Here is an 18,253-nt window from a genome sequence, read left to right as displayed (position 1 = left end):
GCCGCAGCGCTGTGCATGGCTGCCTGCGGCTTCCTGCTTCCACGTTCACCCCGACCAGCCACCCGCAGGCTCAGCAGGCTGATCACGGCGCTAACATCCGGCCACCGACCACCTCTCGCGGCGAACAAAGGTCCAGCGCCCGACCCCAAACACACAACAACCGGCAACGACCTACGAACCCGCCGCGTCGCAGCCGCCGTGGCCGGAATCATCTCCGCGATCGCCTTCGGCGGACCGGTCGGTCTGGTCGTCGGGGTCCTGGTTGCGATTGCTGTGGACCGGTCGTTCGGCTGCTCCGAGCGAACCGAGCGCCGCCGCAGAACGGGCAGGATGATCGCGGACCTCCCGGTCGCGGTCGATCTCCTGGCCGCGTGCCTGCGCGGCGGCACTCCCTGGGGAGAAGCCGTAGAGGCTGTGGGGACGACCGTCGGCGGCCCCCTCGGCGAAGAACTCCAAAGCGTCGTAGTACAGATCAGATTGGGAGTGGACCCAGCCGTCGCATGGCTTGCCCTTGCCAAGGAACCCGCACTGGCTCCCTTGGCCCGTACCGCCGTTCGCGCCGCCGGCAGCGGAACCGCACTGGCGCCCTCTCTGGCGAGATTGGCAAGCGATCAGAGACGCGTGGCCCGTACGGCTGCGGCGGCCCGAGCCCGAGCGGCGGGCGTACGCGCCGTCGCCCCTCTGGGCCTGTGCTTCCTGCCTGCCTTCATGTTGCTGGGCGTGGTGCCCGCCATAGCCGGGATCGCCTCCACAATCCTTCTGCCTTGGTAACGGACGCCTCCCGAGGCGTCCTGAGCAGATCAGCCGCACGTCCCTACGCGGCTGCAGGAGCAGAAGGCAACCAACCGAGCCCTCGTCCGCGAGGCATTCGCATCGGTGGCAGCCGCCAAAGTTATCCACAGAATCGCGTTCACCTGTTGGTCCGGAGCGCGTTGACGCAGCCTGGAGATGGGCGCAATCGAGTGCCCCGACCAACGAAGGGACGGATCTCAGATGGGCGCGATGAAGACGGCGGTACGGCGATGGCGACGCGGTGCGCGGGATCTGGGGATGTCGACGGCGGAGTACGCGGTCGGCACGGTGGCGGCGGCCGCGTTCGCCGGACTGCTGTTCAAGGTAGTAACGAGTCCGGACGTCCGGACCCTTCTGTTAGGGATCATCAAGCGCGCCCTGCAACTCGGGTAACGGGTTCTCCCTCCTGAACTGAAGGAGGGGGCTTTCAGCCCTAGTGGCTGGGGGCCTGCCGTTACCAGCACAAGCCAACACGCATTTGGGAGGTGACTTAGTTGGCTACGTTCCGTGCAGGACGGAAGACCCACCCCTCTATGCCTCCTCAGCAGATGGCTCTGGAATTCGGTTCAGCAGACAACCCCGGGAACAGGGACGAAACGGGGACCGAACACCGCTCTCGGTCGGTATCCGGTGCGGGACATGTGCGAGAGGAGACCACCGTCGTTTCACCTGGCGGCGGTGGCGTCACCCCCGACCCCTCGCGGGTTGGGGAGATGCCGCGTGAGCGGCACCCATCACCATCTGTCGGTCATCCGTCGGTGTTTGTGCTGGACAAGCACGGCACCCCGTTGCAACCGTGCCACCCGGCAAGATCGCGGGAACTGCTCAACAAGGGCCGGGCGGTCGTGGTCCGGCACACCCCGTTCGTCATCCGGTTGAAAGACCGCGCCGCTGGCGCCTCGCAGGTGGACGGGGTGGAGGTCGGTATCGACCCGGGGAGCAAGCACACCGGCATCGCGGTGTTCACCGCCCAGGGCGGCCAGCGGCGCGGCCGGTACAGCATCCAGTTGAACCACCGGGGCGCGCTCATCGGCAAGAAGATGCAACAGCGCGCCGCGTACCGGCGTGGCCGGAGGTCCCGGAACCTGCGGTACCGCGCGCCCCGGTTCGACAACCGGGCCCGGCCGCAGGGGTGGCTGGCGCCGTCCCTCAAGCACCGGGTGGACACCACCGTGTCGTGGGTGGACCGGCTCGCCCGCTGGGCCCCCGTCCGGGTGGTGCACGTGGAGCGGGTCGCGTTCGACACCCACCTGCTCAGCGCCGGGAAGCCCCTGGAAGGCGCCGAATACCAACACGGCACCCTGGCCGGGTTCGAGGCCCGCGAATATCTCCTGGCCAAGTGGGGGCGGTCCTGCGTCTATTGCAACGTGGAGAACGTGCCGCTCAACATCGACCACATCCACCCGCGCAGCAGGGGCGGGTCGGATCGGGTGTCGAACCTGACACTGGCCTGCGTCCCCTGCAACCAGACCAAGTCCAACCGGCCGGTGGCCGAGTTCCTGGCGGCCAAGCCCAAGGTCCTGGCCCGGGTACTAGCACAAGCCAAGACGCCGCTGCGGGACGCAGCGGCGGTCAACGCCACCCGGTGGGCGCTGTGGCGCGCACTGGATCAGCGGCTGCCCACCCACACCACCTCGGGCGGCAGAACCAAGTGGAACCGCACCCTGGCGGGCCTGCCCAAGTCCCACACCCTTGACGCTCTGTGCGTGGGCAAACTCGACACCATCGGGCACCTCGTCGACCGGGTTCTGGTCACCGGATGCGCCGGGCGCGGCACACACGCACGAACCCGCACCGACAAACACGGCTTCCCCCGCCTGAGAATGCCCCGCACCAAAACCTTCTTCGGCTACCAGACCGGCGACCTGGTCCGCGCAGCCGTCCCCACGGGCAAGAACAAGGGCACCCACACCGGCCCCGTCGCCGTCCGCGCCACCGGAAGATTCAACATCACCACCCACCACGGCACCGCCCAAGGCATCCACCACCGCCACCTCCGACTCCTCCAAACAAGCCGACGGCTACGCCTACACCACGACACCAGAAAGGACACCCGCACCGTGACCGACCACCACCCGACACGACAATCCGCCCAGGGGGCAAATCCTCGGCCCCTGACCTGCTCCGCAGGGGCTCCGTTTCTTCCCCGCCCTAAGGACGGGGTCTCCACGGAAGAACAGCCCGATGACCGAGTCAGTCCGTGATCGCGGATCGGTCACGGCGGAGATCGCGGTCGCGCTGCCAGGGCTGGTTCTCATCACGGTGGCTGCTCTCTGGGGTGTCTCAGTTGCTTCCGTTCAGCTCGCTTGCACCGATGCCGCGCGAAGCGGAGCACGGGCAGCCGCTCGTGGGGAACCGCTTCCGGCCGTACGTGAGGTCGTCGCCCGTGCACTGCCGACAGGAGCGGCAATCGAGGTCTCCCGAAAGGGAGACGAAACTCAGGTCGACGTGACCGTCCAGGTCCGAGCACCAGCCCCCATAGGCCTTGGCCCCCTGACAGTCCAGGCGCGGGCCGCCGCCGCAACCGAGCCCGGCGTCACCACCCCGTGAAGAAGCCGGGCTCACCCCAATGGCCGCAGTCGCGCGAGCAAACGGAGTAAGGGTGCTCGGGTTGAGAGGAGTGGTCTAGGTGGTTGCGGGGCTTCAGGGGAAGAGGGCGGCGGCTGGAGGGAGGTGGAGGCTGGTGGGATTGCTCCTGGCGAGGCCGGTGGGTTGGGGGTCGGATCGCGGGTCGGGGGTGGTGTGGGTTGTGGGGTTCATGGCGGTGGTCTGGGTGGTTGCTGTTACCGCCATGACGGTGGGGAGCGTGCGGGCGGCTCGGCATCGGGCGGATGCCGCTGCTGACCTCGCGGCGTTAGCCGGTGCGGCCCGGGTGGCCGAGGGCAGGGCTGCCGCGTGTCGGGCGGCAGAGGCCATCGCGGCAAAATCAGGAGGGCGGTTGTCGGCCTGTGGAGTCCGAGGCAGAGTCGTCGAGATATCGGTGACGGTGGTGCTCAAGGTGCCGATCGCGACTGATGCTCTGCGGGTGTCCTCTCGGGCCAGGGCTGGTCCTGTGGGAACGGAAGGCGTATTCTGACCGCGGCTTTATTGCACGGGTTGCCAATAGGATCTAAGGAAGGTGTGGGGTCCCGGTCGATCGCGACCTGCTCCTTCTTTGTCACCTTTCTGTTACGTTCGCTACCGGCTGGTACGTTACGCTGCCGTAAGCTCAGAGGTATCACGAGACACGGCGGCTGCACTCGCCCCCCGAGGCCGGCCAGGCTCCTCGGGCACGGCGAAAGCGGTTGACGCCGTCCGATGGAGGGATCTGCTCCGTGACCAGGATTCGCAGGGTCGGTGCGGTCGTTCTTGCGACTGGATCTGCCGTCCTGGGCCTGCCCTTGTCCGTGGACGCCGCGACGACCAGCGTGCTCACCCCGAGCAGCGGCTCAGTGATCCGGAGCGGTTCGTCGGTGACCGCCCGGGCTCATTTCGACTTCGCTGTCTCGATGGAGCTCCGCGTCAAGACGCCCGGTGGGGGCGACACGTTCCTCACCAAGAGGGGCCTCACAGGTGACTTGTCGGCCCCCATCTACCTGGAGCGCAACGGTCGTTACACCGTCTACCTCGTGGGGCGGCCGACCAACAAGGTGTACGACTCCAACACGTTCACCGTGGCCATCCCGCCCGCGAGGCCCAGCGGGGTGTCGGCCTCGGTCTCGGGCAGCAAGCTGAACGTCAGCTGGAACCTCGGTCTCGAGAACGACCTCTCTGGTTATTCGGTCAAGGCAGGCGGTGTCGGCTCCACGTCGGGGTCGGCTGGCAAGTTCTGTTCCGGGACCAGTTGCTCCACAAGCTTGACCTTGCCCAGCGGGACCACCGGGAGTGTTCCGGTGAGCGTCACGGCGAAGCGGCCCAGCGGCTCGGGCGGCTCGGTCTACTCGGGCACCGCCTCGACCAGTGCCAACGCCGGCGGTGGGTCAACGACGCCGCCTCCTGGTTCGAGCGCCCCCACGCTTCCTCCGGGAACGACTGGCCCGAACCCGTCCGGCGCGCCGCTGACCCCGTTCAACAACGAGTCACCGCTCACGCTGCCCTCCGTGCAGCCTTATGGGGCGACGCCCGGATTCACCTACCCGACGCCGCAGGTGCTCGACCAGGGGAACACCAAGGCACAGTCTGTCTCGGCCACCAGCAGCCTGCAGTGGGGCAAGAGCGTGGGGATCGCGCTGATCCTGCTGGTCATCGCCGCTCATCTCGGCACCTGGACGCGTCGCCTTCGGGTTGCGCAGGCGGGTGTGAGCAGCAAGGGCATGGCGGCGCGGATGGCTCGCGGTGGTACGGGACGCAAGCGGGTCAGGAAGTCGCGTGAGCGGATTGCCCGCGCCGAGGCTGTGGCGAAGACCGGCACGCTTCCTCCCGTTGGCAGGGCCAGCGCCATGAACGGAAAGGGCGGAGACACGGCTGTGCTTAAGGCGCCGGCGCCTACTGCGGCGAGCAACAGAACCTCGGTCAAGCGTCGTCCGGCCGGGCTCGGCAGGCCTGACGGCGTCGATGTCCAGATCGCCAAGCCGGGTTCGTCCCCCGAGGCTGGTCCCAAGGGGCGTCGCACTGGCCGTCGGCGTAAGGACAAGTAGGAAACGTCATCGGCGCCTTCCGCTGATCTACGTCTGTTGCTTTCTGTGGACCCGTCCACGGGGCGGTGAGGCCTGTTTTCCTGGGGCCATCTCGGGCTGCTGGGGGCGGCTCATTCGGATCCATGACCGGTGAAGTTGTGGCGGCCTTTTTGTTGAAGGTCTAGGCTCCCTAACCAGCTGAGATCTGCCTGATCGCCCGGATTGCCGAGAGGAGATCCTCCGCATGATGATGTTCCTGGGTCTTGCCTTGGCGGTGGCCGCCATCGTGGTCGCCGCGGCCGTTGTCCTGGACAACACCGGAGACGCCGAGATCAGTGCGTTCGGTGACACCGTGCCAGGCATCACGTCCGAATGGCAGGTCTTCTTGGCGGGTGTGGTGGTCGCCATTCTGTTCATGGCGGGCATGACCATAGCGGCGTTCGGATTCAACCGTTCCGTACGGATGCGCCGCGAGCTGCGGGACCTGCGCGAGGAGCACGAAGAGTCGATCCACACCCTCGAACTGGAGAAGCGTCAACTCCAGCGCGAGCTGGCCCGGGTCCGGCAGGCCGCCGCTCCGAACAGGGCTGACCCTGGTCGTTCCGTTCCTACACCTCGATAGGCCACTGGGGCTTTCTCAAGACTTGCAGCTAGGCCTGCCCCGGATGCAGCTGGGCTTGGGTTAGGAGGGGGCTTGGCGGAGGAGTTCGGCTAGGAGGATCAAGGCGCCGGTCTTGTCCAAGGGATCGTTGCCGTTGCCGCACTTGGGCGACTGGATGCATGACGGGCAGCCGGACTCGCACTCGCAGGATTCGATCGCGTTGCGGGTCGCGTGGAGCCATTCGGCGGCGTCGGAGTAGCCGCGTTCGGCGAAGCCCGCTCCGCCCTCGTGGCCGTCGTACACGAAGACCGTCAGCAGGCCCGTGTCGGGATGGACGGCGGTGGAGACACCGCCGATGTCCCAACGGTCACAGGTCGCGAACAGCGGGAGCAGGCCGATAGAGGCGTGCTCGGCCGCGTGAGCCGCGCCCGCCAGGTCCAGGTCGCCGAACGAGTCGATCTGCTCCTCCGAGAGCGTCCACCACACGGCACGTGTGCGGAGGGTGCGCGGTGGGAGATCGAGGGGCTTTTCGCCGAGCATCTCGCCGGTTTGGGTCCGGCGCATCTGGTACGCGACGACCTGGCGAGTGACATCGACCGTGCCGAAGCAAAGCGTGGCTTCGCCCCATGCGGTGGAACGGAGGCGTTCGACGATGGTGATGTCGGTGATGTCGCGCGCGGTGGTCGAGTAATCCGGCTCTGCGGGTTCGACGAGGGCGACCGAGTCGTCGAGGTCCAGGGTCTGGACGATGAACGACTCGCCCTGATGGAGATAGACGGCGCCCTCGTGGACGGTGGTGTGCGCTGACGCCTCGTCCACGGTGCCGAGGAGCCGTCCGGTGGCGGCCTCGACGACCTGGATGGGCGCGCCGCCCGCGCCGCGGATATCGGCCAGGTCGGCTGCCCTGTCCCTGCGCGTCCAATACCAGCCGGCTGGTCGGCGCCGCAGGAATCCCCGGCGCACGAGGTCGGGGAGGAGATCGGCGGTGGACGGTCCGAAGAGCTCGGTGTCCGCTTCAGTAAGGGGGAGTTCGGACGCGGCCGCGCAGAGGTGTGGTTCGAGGACGTACGGGTTGTCGGGGTCGAGCACGGTCGCTTCGACCGGCGTACCGAAGATCGCCTCCGGGTGGTGGACGAGGAAGGTGTCGAGCGGATCGTCCCGGGCCACCAGGATGGCGAGCGCGGACTGGCCGGACCGCCCGGCTCGGCCGGCCTGCTGCCAGAGCGAGGCGCGTGTGCCGGGCCAGCCGCAGACGAGGACCGCGTCCAGACCGGAGACGTCCACTCCGAGTTCGAGGGCGTTGGTGCTGGCGAGTCCTACGACCGATCGTGCGCGGAGGGCGGCTTCGAGCGCGCGACGTTCCTCGGGAAGGTATCCGGCGCGGTAGGCCGCGACCTGCTCCGACAACTGCGGGGCCACGTCGCCGAGCGCGCGCTTGGCGCTGAGAGCGACCGACTCTGCGCCACGTCTGGAACGTACAAAGGCAAGGGTCTGGACGTCCTCGACCACAAGATCGGCGAGCAGGTCGGCGGTCTCGGCGGTGGCCGTGCGCCGTACGGGAGCGCCGTGTTCGCCGCGCAGGTCGGTGAGCGGTGGCTCCCAGAGGGCGAACGTGGCGGGGCCGCGCGGCGAGGCGTCATCGGCGACGGCGACCACGTCCAGCCCGGTCAGGCGGGAGGCGGTGGTCGCGGGCTCGGATGTGGTCGCCGAGGCGAGGATGAAGACGGGCGACGACCCGTACCGTGCGCAGATCCGCCGCAACCGCCGCAGCACCTGCGCCACGTGCGACCCGAAGACACCCCGGTAGCCGTGCGCCTCGTCGATGATCACGTACTGCAGGCGCCGGAAGAAGGCGGTCCAGCGGGAGTGGGACGGCAGCATCGAACGGTGCAGCATGTCAGGGTTGGTGAGCACGTAGTTGGCGTGCTGCCGTACCCAGGTGCGCTCGTCCGGCGGGGTGTCCCCGTCGTACGTGGCCGCCCGTACGCGAGTCAGGCGCAACGACCGCAACGCTCGCAACTGGTCGGCGGCTAGCGCCTTCGTCGGGGAGAGATAGAGCACGGTGCCCTCGGGCGGTCGCCGTATGGCTTGGTCCCCGGCTCTGGCTGCGGTCCCTGATCTGGCTGTGGCTTCGGCTCCGGCTCGGGCTGCGCCTTCGGCTCCGGCTGCGCCTCCGGATCGAGCTGCGCCTCCGGATCGAGCTGCGCCTTCGGATCGGGTTGCGGCCCCGGACCCGGCTGTGGCTTCGGATGGCGCTGCGGTCCCGGACCCGGCTGTGGCTTCGGATGGCGCCGCGGTCCCGGACCCGTCTGTGGCTTCGCCTCGGGCTGCGCCTCCGGATCGAGCTGCGGCCCCGGACCCGACTGTGGCTTCGGATCGGGCTGCGGCTCGAGGTTCGGCGCTTGGGGCCGTTGCTATGGCTTCGGCGTGAACGTCGGTGTCTGCTGCTGGGGGCTTGGTGTCCGCTGATGCTCCGGCTTGAGCGGGTGTGCCCGGCGTTGCGGCCTCGGAGGCTTCGGAATCGGACTCGCTGTCGCCTGCGGCCGGGTCTTCGCCGGACGTTGCTGGCTGGACGACTCGTTCGCTGTACGCAGATTTGTCGCGGGCTTCGGGGGCGGCTTGCGCTGAAAGCTGTTCGCCTGTGGCTGAACGAGCGCCCGGATTATTGCCGACAGGGGCTTCCTCGCCGTAGATCGCGGCGATCGCCGGGAGCAGGTAGGCCAGCGATTTTCCGGATGCGGTGCCTGTGGCGATGATCACAGAACGGCCCGCATGGGCGTGCTCTGCCGCGGTGGCCTGGTGCTCCCAGGGAGCCTCGATCCCCGCTGCCGTCAACCTGTCGACCAGCAGCTGCGGAGCCCAGCTCGGCCATGCCGCGCGCCGTCCCTGACGTGCGCGAACACGCTCGACATGGGTGATGCGATCGCGACGCGTGGGGTCGGCGAGAAGCCGTTCGAGTGCGGTGCGAGATCTTTGAGGGGCCATCAGGTTTTCAGTCTGCCAGTCTGGGCAGAAACCCGGGAACGCCCCGGCGTTGGAGCTCCCCTGCCCCCCTGCCCTGATAGGCAGACCAGCAGGTCAGATGGGATCGCGCGAACTTTCGCCCGAGTGGGCGATAACGCGCGTACGCGGCGCCGGAGCGTGATTGAATCACGGCGGAGTCTCGTTGCCCCCGAACCGCCGGGGGGTATGGGATCAGAGTTTTGCAGTGCGGCGCTGGAGGATCTGTGGACCTGAAGGTGAACGACTACACCACTGACGATGGCCTCACGGTCATCAACGTGGAGGGCGAGATCGACGTCTACACGGCGCCGAAGCTTCGCGAGAAGCTCATCGACCTGGTCAACAAGGGCAAGTTCCACCTCCTTGTGGACATGGAGAAGGTTGAGTTCCTCGACTCCACCGGCCTCGGTGTGCTCGTGGGCGGTCTCAAGCGGGTGCGCGCGCACGACGGCTCACTGGAGTTGGTGTGCACGCAGGAGCGCATCCTCAAGATCTTCCGGATCACGGGGTTGACCAAGGTCTTTGGCATTCACGACTCGATCGCCGAAGCGCAGGAGAAGCGCAAGGGCGCCAAGTAGCGGTCGCGCAGATGGCGACCGTTGAGCTCTCTTTCAGCGCGCTGCCGGTACACGTCCGGACGGCTCGGCTGATCGTCACTGCTGTGGCTCGCCGCAGCGGTGTGGCCGAGGCCCTCCTGGACGAGGTACGGCTCGCGGTAGGCGAGGCCTGCTCCCGTGCCGTGGAGGCGCATCGCAGGCACTGCCCGGACGAGCCGGTGCGGTTGGAGTTGAACGGTGCGGGGAGCCGGTTCGAGGTCGTGGTGAGCGACACCGTTCCGGGTGACGACGCCGCGGGCGGCCTTCCCCCGGTCGCGGCGCCCGACGAACCCGACTTCCTTCTCGACGACGGTGCCGCGGAGCTCGGCTTGGCCGTCATCGCCGGCCTGGCCGACGACGTGGAGATCGAGTCGACCCCCAAGGGCGTTCAGATCCGCATGAGCTGGCCCGCCGAGGCAGCCGCTCCGAACTGAGCCGGAACAGACCCGAAACCAGAGGCCCCGCCACCGGCGGGGCCTCTGCCATGTCCAGCCCTTTCTGACCGACACGGCAGCCGCGCCGTACGCATCGGCCAGCAGGTCAAATGCCGCCCCCCGATGAAGCTGGCCTGCTTTGCCCGGGGCCCGGAGACGCTGAGTCCGGGTTGCGGATGACGCGTGATGTAAGTCCGGAGTGGGTGGCGGTGCCTGCGGTGAGCTGGGCGTGCGCGGTGGTGCCTGCAATGAATTGGGGCACGCGTAGATGCGCGGGCGGTCGGGTTCGTGCTTGCTCTGGCGGCCCATGGATGAGTTGAGCATGCGGCGGTTGGTTTGCAGCCAGCTCAACGTGCACGGCGACGTGTGCACGGAGGCGCACCCGTGGGGCTAGGTGTACTGACCAGACAGGTTAGGAACGCGGGTGGCTGGTGAGTCTGCGAGTGCGGTGTGGCCGCGGTGATGGTTGTACATGTGCAGCCATGGTGCAAGTGCGGCGCGGCGTTCGGTCTCGGATTGGGAGGGACGGGCGTAGGCCATTCCTTGGTGAGGGTGCGGTGGTATCGCTCGACCTTGCCGTTGGTCTGGGGCCGGTAGGGGCGGGTGCGTTTGTGCGTGATGCCGGCTGGACCGGTCAGCCATGCCGGCTGCTCCAAACCGGCGGTACCGGTCAGCCCACCGCTTGGCCGTGGTCACCGCCGCCTGGAACCGCTCGGCCGCCCGCCGCAGCGACCAGCCGTCCTCCACCACACAACGCGCCAGCTCCAACCGGCCCCGGGGTGTGAGCTTGGCAGCAGCGTGGACCATGCAGGGCCTCCTGGTGTTCAAGGTGCAAGTTGTGGTGACTCACACGTCGCCAGGAGGCCCTCCCTCATTTCAAGATCACCCAGCCGTCTCCGCGTTACCAACGTCCGTGGTCAGTACAGCTAGCTCAGCGGTTGTGTGCAGTGGGCGTTGGTCGCCGTCGGGAGTGATCACTTGCTTCTTCGCCGCCGGGCGCCATGGTGGCTTCCCATGATCTTGGCCTTCACCGTGTCTGGATCGTGCCTGAACTCCGGAAACTGCCGGTTGCTCTGCTGAGCCCTGGCGACTACGTGATCCCGAATACCCTGCGGTCGCGTTGATCGAGTACATCCTGGCGACCGGCGCGGGAGTGATCCTGTTGACCGCACTCTTGCGCCGGCCGTTGGGTGGCCTGACGGGAATCAAGTAGGGCTTGCCGGCGTCTGAAGCGCCGCCGCTGCCGCTGCCGCTGCCGCTGCCGCTGCCGCTGCCGCTGCCGCTGCCGCTGCCGCTGCCGCTGCCGCTGCCGCTGCCGCTGCTGCTGCTGCTGCGTGGGGGCGCGGCTTGGCCAGGCTGTTCTGGCTGCCGCTGGAGTGGCTCTGTCGATCTTCAGGCTTGGGTTTGAGCGGCTCGGTGGGTCGCCATGCGTGTTCACTCGGCGCACGCACGGGCGGTGCCAGGTCACCCGCTCTGGCCTTGAGGGCGTTCGGGTGGGGTTTGGCGGTTTTAGGCGCTCGGGCTGGGTGGCGTCTTGAGGCGGTCGGGCTGGGTGGCGGATTGGGGCTCAGGGGCGACTTGGGAGTCAGGGTGGGTTAGGGCGTGGGGTCAAGGTGTGGAGGGCTGTGGCTTGGGGTGGTTACGGAAGGGGGAACTGGGGGTGATGTGACGATTGAGGCTTAAGAGACCCCAGTGGTCAGTGGGGGAATCGGTTATGGGATCGTCTTCCGAGTCGATCTTCGAACCGGATTTAGGTCAGTAGGTAATTACTGTTAATGCCTGACTGGAAACCGGATCGGGCGATATGCGGGGTCTGTGCCTGGTTGCAGACGGGTCATCCGGATCATGTCAAGATCGTCGGGGATAGAGTTGGCTGCCTGCGGATGACCTGCGGAGACTCTGTTTCTCGGCACTTTCAGGTCAAATCGCGGCGTAAAGTCGATTGCTTTTTCATTTCAGGCTCGTTAAGGAACCGACAGGCTTCTAATCCAGACGTGGCGTGCGTAGACTCCCGGCACCCGCGTTGCCGTAGTGAGGCCTAAATCGCCCTCCGCGGGGTACGCGGTAGAGATCGTCTTTTCGGCGATCGAAGATCGCACGCCCCTGTCGAGGAGGACGGATGTCTGGGCTTTCCCTGTCAAGCCCGGCCAGCGCAGAAGTGGATCTCGGCGGCGGCGACCTCACCTTGGTCGTCGTCGTCGGAGTGGTCGCGCTCCTGGCACTGGCCGTCGCCGGAGGTCTGGTACGAGAGGTGCTGGCCGCCGGCCAGGGCACTGAGAAGATGCAAAGCATCGCTCAGGCCGTGCAAGAAGGCGCGAGCGCCTATCTGAAACGCCAGTTCCGCACCGTCGCCATATTCGTGGTGCTGATCCCGCTCGTACTGCTCCTGCTTCCTGCCGATTCGACCGGTGAACGGATCGGACGTTCGGTCTTCTTCGTCATCGGCGCCGCGTTCTCGGCCATCACCGGGTTCGCCGGCATGTGGCTCGCCGTGCGCGGCAACGTCCGGGTCGCCGCCGCGGCCCGCGAAGAAGGCGGCGAGAAGAAGGCGATGCGCATCGCCTTCCGTACCGGCGGCGTCGCCGGGATGTTCACGGTGGGCCTCGGGCTCTTCGGTGCCGCCGTGGTCGTGCTCGCGTACAAGGGCGACGCTCCGAAGGTCCTGGAGGGCTTCGGCTTCGGCGCCGCGCTGCTCGCGATGTTCATGCGAGTCGGCGGCGGCATCTTCACCAAGGCCGCCGACGTGGGCGCCGACCTGGTGGGCAAGCTCGAGAAGGGCATCCCGGAGGACGACCCGCGGAACGCGGCGACGATCGCCGACAACGTGGGCGACAACGTCGGTGACTGCGCCGGCATGGCGGCCGACCTGTTCGAGTCGTACGCGGTCATGCTCGTCGCCGCGCTCATCCTGGGCACGGCGGCGTTCGGCACCGAGGGGCTCGTGTTCCCGCTGATCGTGCCGATGATCGGCGTGATCACCGCCGTGATCGGAATCTTCGCGGTGGCGCCCCGGGACAAGGACCGCTCGGGCATGTCGGCGATCAACCGTGGCTTCTTCATCTCGGCGATCATCTCGGCCGTGCTCGTGGCCGTGGCCGCATTCGCCTACCTGCCTTCCTCGTTCGACGAGCTCGCCGGCGTCACCGACCCGGAGATCCTCGGTCTGGACGCCAACCCGCAGATCGTCGCGATCGGCGCTGTGATCATCGGCATCGTCCTGGCCAGCGCCATCCAGCTGCTGACCGGCTACTTCACCGAGACCAGCCGCAAGCCCGTGAGGGAGGTCACCGAAAGCGCCCGGACCGGACCCGCGACGGTGATCCTCTCCGGTATCTCGCTCGGTCTGGAGTCGGCGGTCTACACCGCGCTCGTGATCGCCAGCGCGGTGTACGGGGCGTTCCTGCTGGGCTTCGGCAACACCACGGTCGCGCTGTTCGCGGTCGCGATGGCGGGCACCGGCCTGCTCACCACGGTCGGCGTCATCGTCTCCATGGACACCTTCGGCCCGGTCGCCGACAACGCGCAGGGCATCGCGGAGATGTCCGGCGACGTGGTGGGCGAGGGCGCGGCGGTGCTCGAACGCCTGGACGCGGTCGGCAACACCACCAAGGCGATCACCAAGGGCATCGCGATCGCGACGGCCGTGCTGGCGGCGACCGCGCTGTTCGGGTCGTTCCGGACGACCGTCGTCTCCGCGCTGTCGGACGCCTCGGCGGACGCCAAGGACGCACTCGGCGACTTCGCCGTGTTCAACATCTCCATCGACAACCCGAACGTGCTGATCGGGCTGATCATCGGTGCGGCCGTGGTGTTCCTGTTCTCCGGACTGGCGATCATGGCGGTCAGCCGGGCGGCGGGCCGGGTCGTGGTCGAGGTGCGCGAGCAGTTCCGCACCAAGCCCGGGATCATGGACTACACCGAGAAGCCCGACTACGACCGTGTAGTGGACATCTGTACCCGGGACGCCCAGCGCGAGCTGGCCACGCCGGGGCTGCTGGCCATCATGACGCCGATCGCGGTCGGCTTCGGTCTCGGGTACGCGCCGCTGGGCGCGTTCCTCGGCGGCGCCATCGCGTGCGGCGTGCTCATGGCCGTCTTCCTCGCGAACGCGGGCGGCGCCTGGGACAACGCCAAGAAGCTCGTCGAAGAGGGCCACCTCGGCGGCAAGGGCAGCGAGGCCCACGAGGCCACGGTGATCGGTGACACGGTCGGCGACCCGTTCAAGGACACCGCCGGCCCGGCGATCAACCCGCTGATCAAGGTCATGAACCTGGTCGCGCTGCTCATCGCCGACGCCGTCGTGACGTACGCGGGCAACATCCCGCTGCGCGTCGGCGTCGCCGGAGCCGCGGTGATCGTCGTCATCGGGGCCATCGTGCTCTCCAAGCGCCGTGCCGACCCCATCGGCTCCGGCGAGGGCCAGCCGGCGGTCGTCGGCGGCACCACGACCGGCACCCTCCCCGGAGCCGGGACCGGTGGCGAGGTCGAGGCGGGCACCCCCGAAGCGCCGACCACTGAAACGGCTGAGGACGCCGAGGGCGCGAAGACGCCACCCAAGCCGCGTTCCGACGCCGACCGCGAGTCATCCGCCAACAAGGCCTGACCCGCAACACACCCCAAAGGGGTGCAATGCACCCCGGGGCGCGCAACGCACTCCAGGACGCAACGCACTCCAGAGGGGGCAACGCACTCCAGAGGGCGCAACGCACCCCGGGGGCAAGCAACCCCAGGGGGCAACGCACCCCATGGGGGCAACGCACCCCACGGAGGCAACGCACCCAAAGGGGGCAACGCAACCCAGGGGCGCAACGCACACAAAGGGGCCGGTGGCACCAGCCACCGGCCCCTTTTCGCTGCTCCACTGAGCGGGGTGGTGGGTGGTGTCGGGAGCATGGAGGGGTGGCCGTACGCTGTACGCGAGCCCACGGGGCCGGTGAGGCAGACCTCCCGGTGGTGGGCCTCGGTTGATGTTCCAGAACGGGAGGCGTGGCGGTGAGCGACGGGAAGTCGACGATGTCAGGGCCCAAGGGGTTCGCCATCGTGCTCGGCGGGATGCTCGGGATCATGCTGGTCCTTTGGGCGATCGGCGCGATGGTCGCCCCCTGACGAACCGCGGCCGGGGAGGTACGGAGGTCGGGCACGTACCGCGCCGGGCGCGTACCGCGGCCGGGCACGTACCGCGCCGGGCACGGACTGAGGCCGGGCACATACCGCGGCCGGGCACGTACCGCGGCCGGGCACGAGCTGAGGCCGGGCACGAGCTGAGGCCGGGCACGTACCGCGGCCGGGGGTACCGTGCCCGGGTGGGCGCGGGGCTAGGGTGGCGGCTATGCCGACGCTCATCGTGCTTCGCCACGCCAAGGCTGTCGCGGGCCTTGGGCTCGCCGACATCGACCGTCCGCTCAACGACCGCGGCCGGCGTGACGCCGCGGCGACCGGTGAGTGGCTCCGGGAGAACGATCTGGTCCCCGATCGGGTGCTGTGCTCCACGGCGGTGCGTACCCGGGAGACCCTCGAAGGGCTCGCGCTCCAGAGCGAAGTGAGCTTCGAGTCCCAGATCTACGACAACGAGCCAGAGACGCTGCTGTCGCTCGTTCGCGAGACTGACGATGGTGTACGGACGTTGCTGCTCATCGGGCACAACCCCTCGGTGCACCAACTCGTCCACGACCTCACCGGCGACGCCCCGGACGCGTTTCCGACCTGCGCGCTCGCCGTGATCGAGCTCACCGCGCCCTGGGCCGAGACACGGCCTGGGGCCGGCACACTCTCTTTGACCCGCACGCCCAAGGGCTGACCGTTACCTTGCGGGTTTGTCCTCCACGGATGGGCCGGGACGGCCGGGGGCGTCTTCCGCGGGCGGGCCGGGACGGCCGGTGGTGTCCTCCGCGGGCGGGCCGGGACGGTCGGTGGTGTCCTGCGTGGGTGGGCCGGGACGGCTGGCGGTGTCCTCCATGGGTGGGCCGGGGCGGCCGGCGGTCAGGCCCGAGTCGATCAGATCGGTGACGTCGCCGCGAAGGGCACGCAGCGTGTAGCGGACGCCGGAGGCCTGGAGCAGGGCGTGGCGTAGCGGGGTGAAGGCATCGGTCTCCACGCCCCCTTCGACCTCCGCGCGGCGCCGACGCGTGATCTTGGTGAGGTACGTGTCGAGGGCGGCGAACTCCTCGTCGAGGCGGGGGTCGGGTTCGAGGGGGTCCATCGAGGCGGGTTCGAGGTCGTCCACGGTGGCGGCGGTCTCTTCGAGCAGGTCGGCGATGCGGTCCAGGATCTCGGGGACCGGGCCGCTTTCGATCTCTTGCTCGCGGGACATGCGGGCCACGGCGATGAGGTGGTCGCGCACACGGTGGGCGGCTTCTGCCGTGGCTCGGAGGCGGGCGATGCGTTCGGTGTCGGGAACGCGTTCCTTGCCGAGGCGGTTGCGGGCTTCGGTGACGGCCTCGGTGGCAAGCTCGGCCGCCATGACCTTGTCGTGCGGCAGGCGTTCGTGTTCGTCCTGCACCACGGCGGCCGCCGCCCGTGCGAGGTCTGCGTGAGCGCTGAGGACGTGCCCGAGTTGAACGGGCAGCCGCTCGGCATATCCCGTGGGCCACAACAGGCGGGACGCCAGCACGGTCAGGAGCGCGCCCGCGATCGTCAGGGCGATCCGTTCGCCGGCTGCGGTCCAGTCCGACGGAACGGAGAAGTCCATCAGCATCATCGCCAACGGCGTCCCGAAGAGCGCCCAGTAGGTGAAGTTCACCGAGCGCAGAGTGAACGCGAGCAGCCCGAACACGAAGAGCACGATCGCGGCCACGATCTGCCCGGGCGCCAAGGCCAGGAGCACGGCGGCGATCGCGCTGCCGATCGCGGTGCCGCCCACTCGCTGCACGACCAGTTCGACCGTGTCGCCGTACGTGTCGCGCATGGTCAGCAGGACGGTGATCGTCAGCCAGTGGCCGTGCGGCAGCTTGAGCGCCGCGGCGATCGCCATCGCGACCGCGACCGCGAGACTGATCCGCATGACCTGCCTGAACGAGGGGGAGCGCGTCCGTACGGCCGTTCCGGCGCGGTCCCAGATCGAGGCCGGGCCCGTGGTGCCGAGCGGCCGGGGCGGGCCGAGGCCCATCCGGAGACCGCCCGCGACGATCCGGCGAGCGGATTCCATGTTCGCCGCGATGCGGTCGATGGAACGCCGGACCTGGCCGATCAGGGCGGCGGCGACGAGGTCCTCGTCACCCGCGAGCCCGGCTCGCCGGATCACTTCGCTCTGCCTGCCGAGGCGGCGGATCGCCGCGGATTCGACGCTGCCGAGCGGGGTCTGGCCGGTCGTCTCGGTCGCTCCGGCGAGCAGGCGAAGCCGAGCCACCAGCGCCGCGATCGCGACGTGCACCTCCATCTCCCAGTCGCGTTGCGGCGGGCGCCGTCGCGCCGCCTCCACGAGCGCACGCAACGCCACGGTCTCGTGCAGGATCCTGGCGAGCACCTCGATTTGCCGTTCGGGCCGGGTCGGCTCCTCGCGTCCGCCGCGGCCCGCCCGGTAGAGGCCGTACGTCGTTCGCGCCGCCGTCAGGGCGCGGGACGCGGCCCGGCGGCGTTGCTCCCAGTCCGGCTTGTGCACCACCGCCGCGAGACCGGGGTTGGTCAGGTCGACGGCGTTCAGGACGCTGGCATCCGGCGCGCCGATGTCCTGAGCGACCGCGTCGAGCGCCTCGGCCACGGCCTCGGTCGCCTCCGAGAGGGCCGTACGCAGCGGCCGCAACCGGAAGGCGGGCCACGGAACGAGAAGCAGGACGCTCACCAGGACCCCGCCGAGCAACTCCAGGAACCCGTTGAACGCCACGTCCTCCGCGCGCGGTCGGATGGCCGTCAGGAGCACCGCCAACCCGGCCGTGGGTCCGATCCAGCCGACCGCGCTCCCGAGAGCCACGATCGGCGGGATGACGGCGACGGCCAGCCAGATGTGCCCGCTCAGGTAGCCGCCGATGGTCGCTCCGATCGCGACCACGATCGTGGCGGCCCCGAGGTTGCGGGCGCGCGCCCCGTACGGCCCCTCCGGCGCCCTCAGCGACACGAGGAAGGCCCCGAGCGCGATCATCGACCCCTGGGCGGCGTGATCCGTCAGCGCGCCCACGAGGAGCGGTACGGCGATGGCGAGCGATGAGGCGAGCCCGTAGAAGGGCGCCGCCCGACCCTCGATCTTGGCGTACGCCTCGCGGGCACCCCGCAGCACCACTACCACCCCCACGTGAGGTC

At 68.7% G+C, this 18,253-nt stretch carries 15 protein-coding genes and 3 pseudogenes; 12 read left to right on the top strand and 6 right to left on the bottom strand.

All coding sequences use genetic code 11. From position 1 onward, the window contains the following. Positions 1-171: 171 nt before the first annotated feature. Entirely contained in the window at positions 172-456 is a 285-nt protein-coding gene (locus ACH34W_RS27090; RefSeq protein ID WP_395963932.1) for a hypothetical protein, read from the bottom strand. On the opposite strand from ACH34W_RS27090, the gene ACH34W_RS27085 reads away from it, so the two are divergent. The 7 genes from ACH34W_RS27085 (at position 415) to ACH34W_RS27055 (ending at position 6,009) form a co-directional block, all read left to right on the top strand. Next, positions 415-771, top strand: a complete 357-nt coding sequence (locus ACH34W_RS27085; RefSeq protein ID WP_395963928.1) for a type II secretion system F family protein — start codon at positions 415-417, stop codon at positions 769-771. The two genes, ACH34W_RS27090 and ACH34W_RS27085, sit on opposite strands and share 42 nt — an antisense overlap. Before the next feature lie 222 nt (positions 772-993). Further along, complete coding sequence (locus ACH34W_RS27080) at positions 994-1,185, top strand: DUF4244 domain-containing protein (RefSeq protein ID WP_395963896.1); 192 nt, start codon at positions 994-996, stop codon at positions 1,183-1,185. 371 nt (positions 1,186-1,556) lie between these two features. Then, positions 1,557-2,996, top strand: a complete 1,440-nt coding sequence (gene iscB / locus ACH34W_RS27075; protein ID WP_395963895.1) for an RNA-guided endonuclease IscB — start codon at positions 1,557-1,559, stop codon at positions 2,994-2,996. Next, a complete protein-coding gene (locus ACH34W_RS27070) occupies positions 2,977-3,342 on the top strand; it encodes a TadE family type IV pilus minor pilin (protein ID WP_395963894.1) in 366 nt (121 codons plus the stop codon). The genes iscB and ACH34W_RS27070 overlap by 20 nt, the downstream gene beginning before the upstream one ends. Before the next feature lie 79 nt (positions 3,343-3,421). Further along, positions 3,422-3,868 carry an Rv3654c family TadE-like protein gene (locus tag ACH34W_RS27065; RefSeq protein WP_395963893.1) on the top strand — a complete coding sequence of 149 codons (447 nt, stop codon included), beginning with the start codon at positions 3,422-3,424 and terminating at the stop codon, positions 3,866-3,868. Between the two features lie 238 nt (positions 3,869-4,106). Beyond that, entirely contained in the window at positions 4,107-5,408 is a 1,302-nt protein-coding gene (locus tag ACH34W_RS27060; protein ID WP_395963892.1) for a hypothetical protein, read from the top strand. A 223-nt stretch (positions 5,409-5,631) separates the two neighbouring features. Next, positions 5,632-6,009: a hypothetical protein gene (locus ACH34W_RS27055; protein WP_395963891.1), complete on the top strand. Its 378-nt coding sequence runs from the start codon at positions 5,632-5,634 to the stop codon at positions 6,007-6,009. 60 nt (positions 6,010-6,069) lie between these two features. On the opposite strand, the gene ACH34W_RS27050 is transcribed toward ACH34W_RS27055, so the two are convergent. Continuing rightward, complete coding sequence (locus ACH34W_RS27050) at positions 6,070-8,073, bottom strand: Zn-binding domain-containing protein (protein ID WP_395963927.1); 2,004 nt, start codon at positions 8,071-8,073, stop codon at positions 6,070-6,072. Positions 8,074-8,691: 618 nt separating this feature from the next. Continuing rightward, positions 8,692-8,973: pseudogene (locus ACH34W_RS27045) on the bottom strand (helicase); the annotation flags it as partial. 242 nt (positions 8,974-9,215) lie between these two features. Here ACH34W_RS27045 and ACH34W_RS27040 point away from each other — a divergent pair. Then, positions 9,216-9,569 carry an STAS domain-containing protein gene (locus ACH34W_RS27040; protein ID WP_151559424.1) on the top strand — a complete coding sequence of 118 codons (354 nt, stop codon included), beginning with the start codon at positions 9,216-9,218 and terminating at the stop codon, positions 9,567-9,569. Positions 9,570-9,580: 11 nt separating this feature from the next. Further along, on the top strand, positions 9,581-10,021 hold the full coding sequence (locus tag ACH34W_RS27035) for an ATP-binding protein (protein WP_395963890.1): 441 nt from the start codon (positions 9,581-9,583) through the stop codon (positions 10,019-10,021). Positions 10,022-10,411: 390 nt separating this feature from the next. Here the strand turns inward: ACH34W_RS27035 and ACH34W_RS27030 are convergent. Together ACH34W_RS27030 and ACH34W_RS27025 are read right to left on the bottom strand one after the other, a co-directional pair. Next, positions 10,412-10,641, bottom strand: a pseudogene (locus tag ACH34W_RS27030) (integrase core domain-containing protein); the annotation flags it as partial. Then, positions 10,631-10,828 (bottom strand): annotated as a pseudogene (locus ACH34W_RS27025) (helix-turn-helix domain-containing protein); the annotation flags it as partial. The pseudogenes ACH34W_RS27025 and ACH34W_RS27030, both read right to left, overlap by 11 nt. A 409-nt stretch (positions 10,829-11,237) precedes the next feature. Between ACH34W_RS27025 and ACH34W_RS27020 the strand changes: the two are divergent. The 3 genes from ACH34W_RS27020 to ACH34W_RS27010 all read left to right on the top strand — a co-directional run bounded on the left by ACH34W_RS27020 (position 11,238) and on the right by ACH34W_RS27010 (position 15,818). Next, positions 11,238-11,429, top strand: coding sequence for a hypothetical protein (locus tag ACH34W_RS27020; protein ID WP_395963889.1), 192 nt, complete (start codon positions 11,238-11,240; stop codon positions 11,427-11,429). Between the two features lie 711 nt (positions 11,430-12,140). Next, positions 12,141-14,624: a sodium-translocating pyrophosphatase gene (locus ACH34W_RS27015; RefSeq protein WP_395963888.1), complete on the top strand. Its 2,484-nt coding sequence runs from the start codon at positions 12,141-12,143 to the stop codon at positions 14,622-14,624. A 726-nt stretch (positions 14,625-15,350) separates the two neighbouring features. Beyond that, a complete protein-coding gene (locus ACH34W_RS27010; protein ID WP_395963887.1) occupies positions 15,351-15,818 on the top strand; it encodes a SixA phosphatase family protein in 468 nt (155 codons plus the stop codon). A gap of 3 nt (positions 15,819-15,821) precedes the next feature. Here ACH34W_RS27010 and ACH34W_RS27005 read toward each other — a convergent pair whose 3' ends face one another. After that, positions 15,822-18,245 carry an FUSC family protein gene (locus ACH34W_RS27005; protein ID WP_395963885.1) on the bottom strand — a complete coding sequence of 808 codons (2,424 nt, stop codon included), beginning with the start codon at positions 18,243-18,245 and terminating at the stop codon, positions 15,822-15,824. Between the last annotated feature and the right edge of the window lie 8 nt (positions 18,246-18,253).

The organism is Actinomadura sp. 6N118, assembly GCF_044326415.1.
Taxonomy (GTDB): domain Bacteria; phylum Actinomycetota; class Actinomycetes; order Streptosporangiales; family Streptosporangiaceae; genus Spirillospora.
This window is presented reverse-complemented; position numbering and strand designations above follow the sequence as displayed.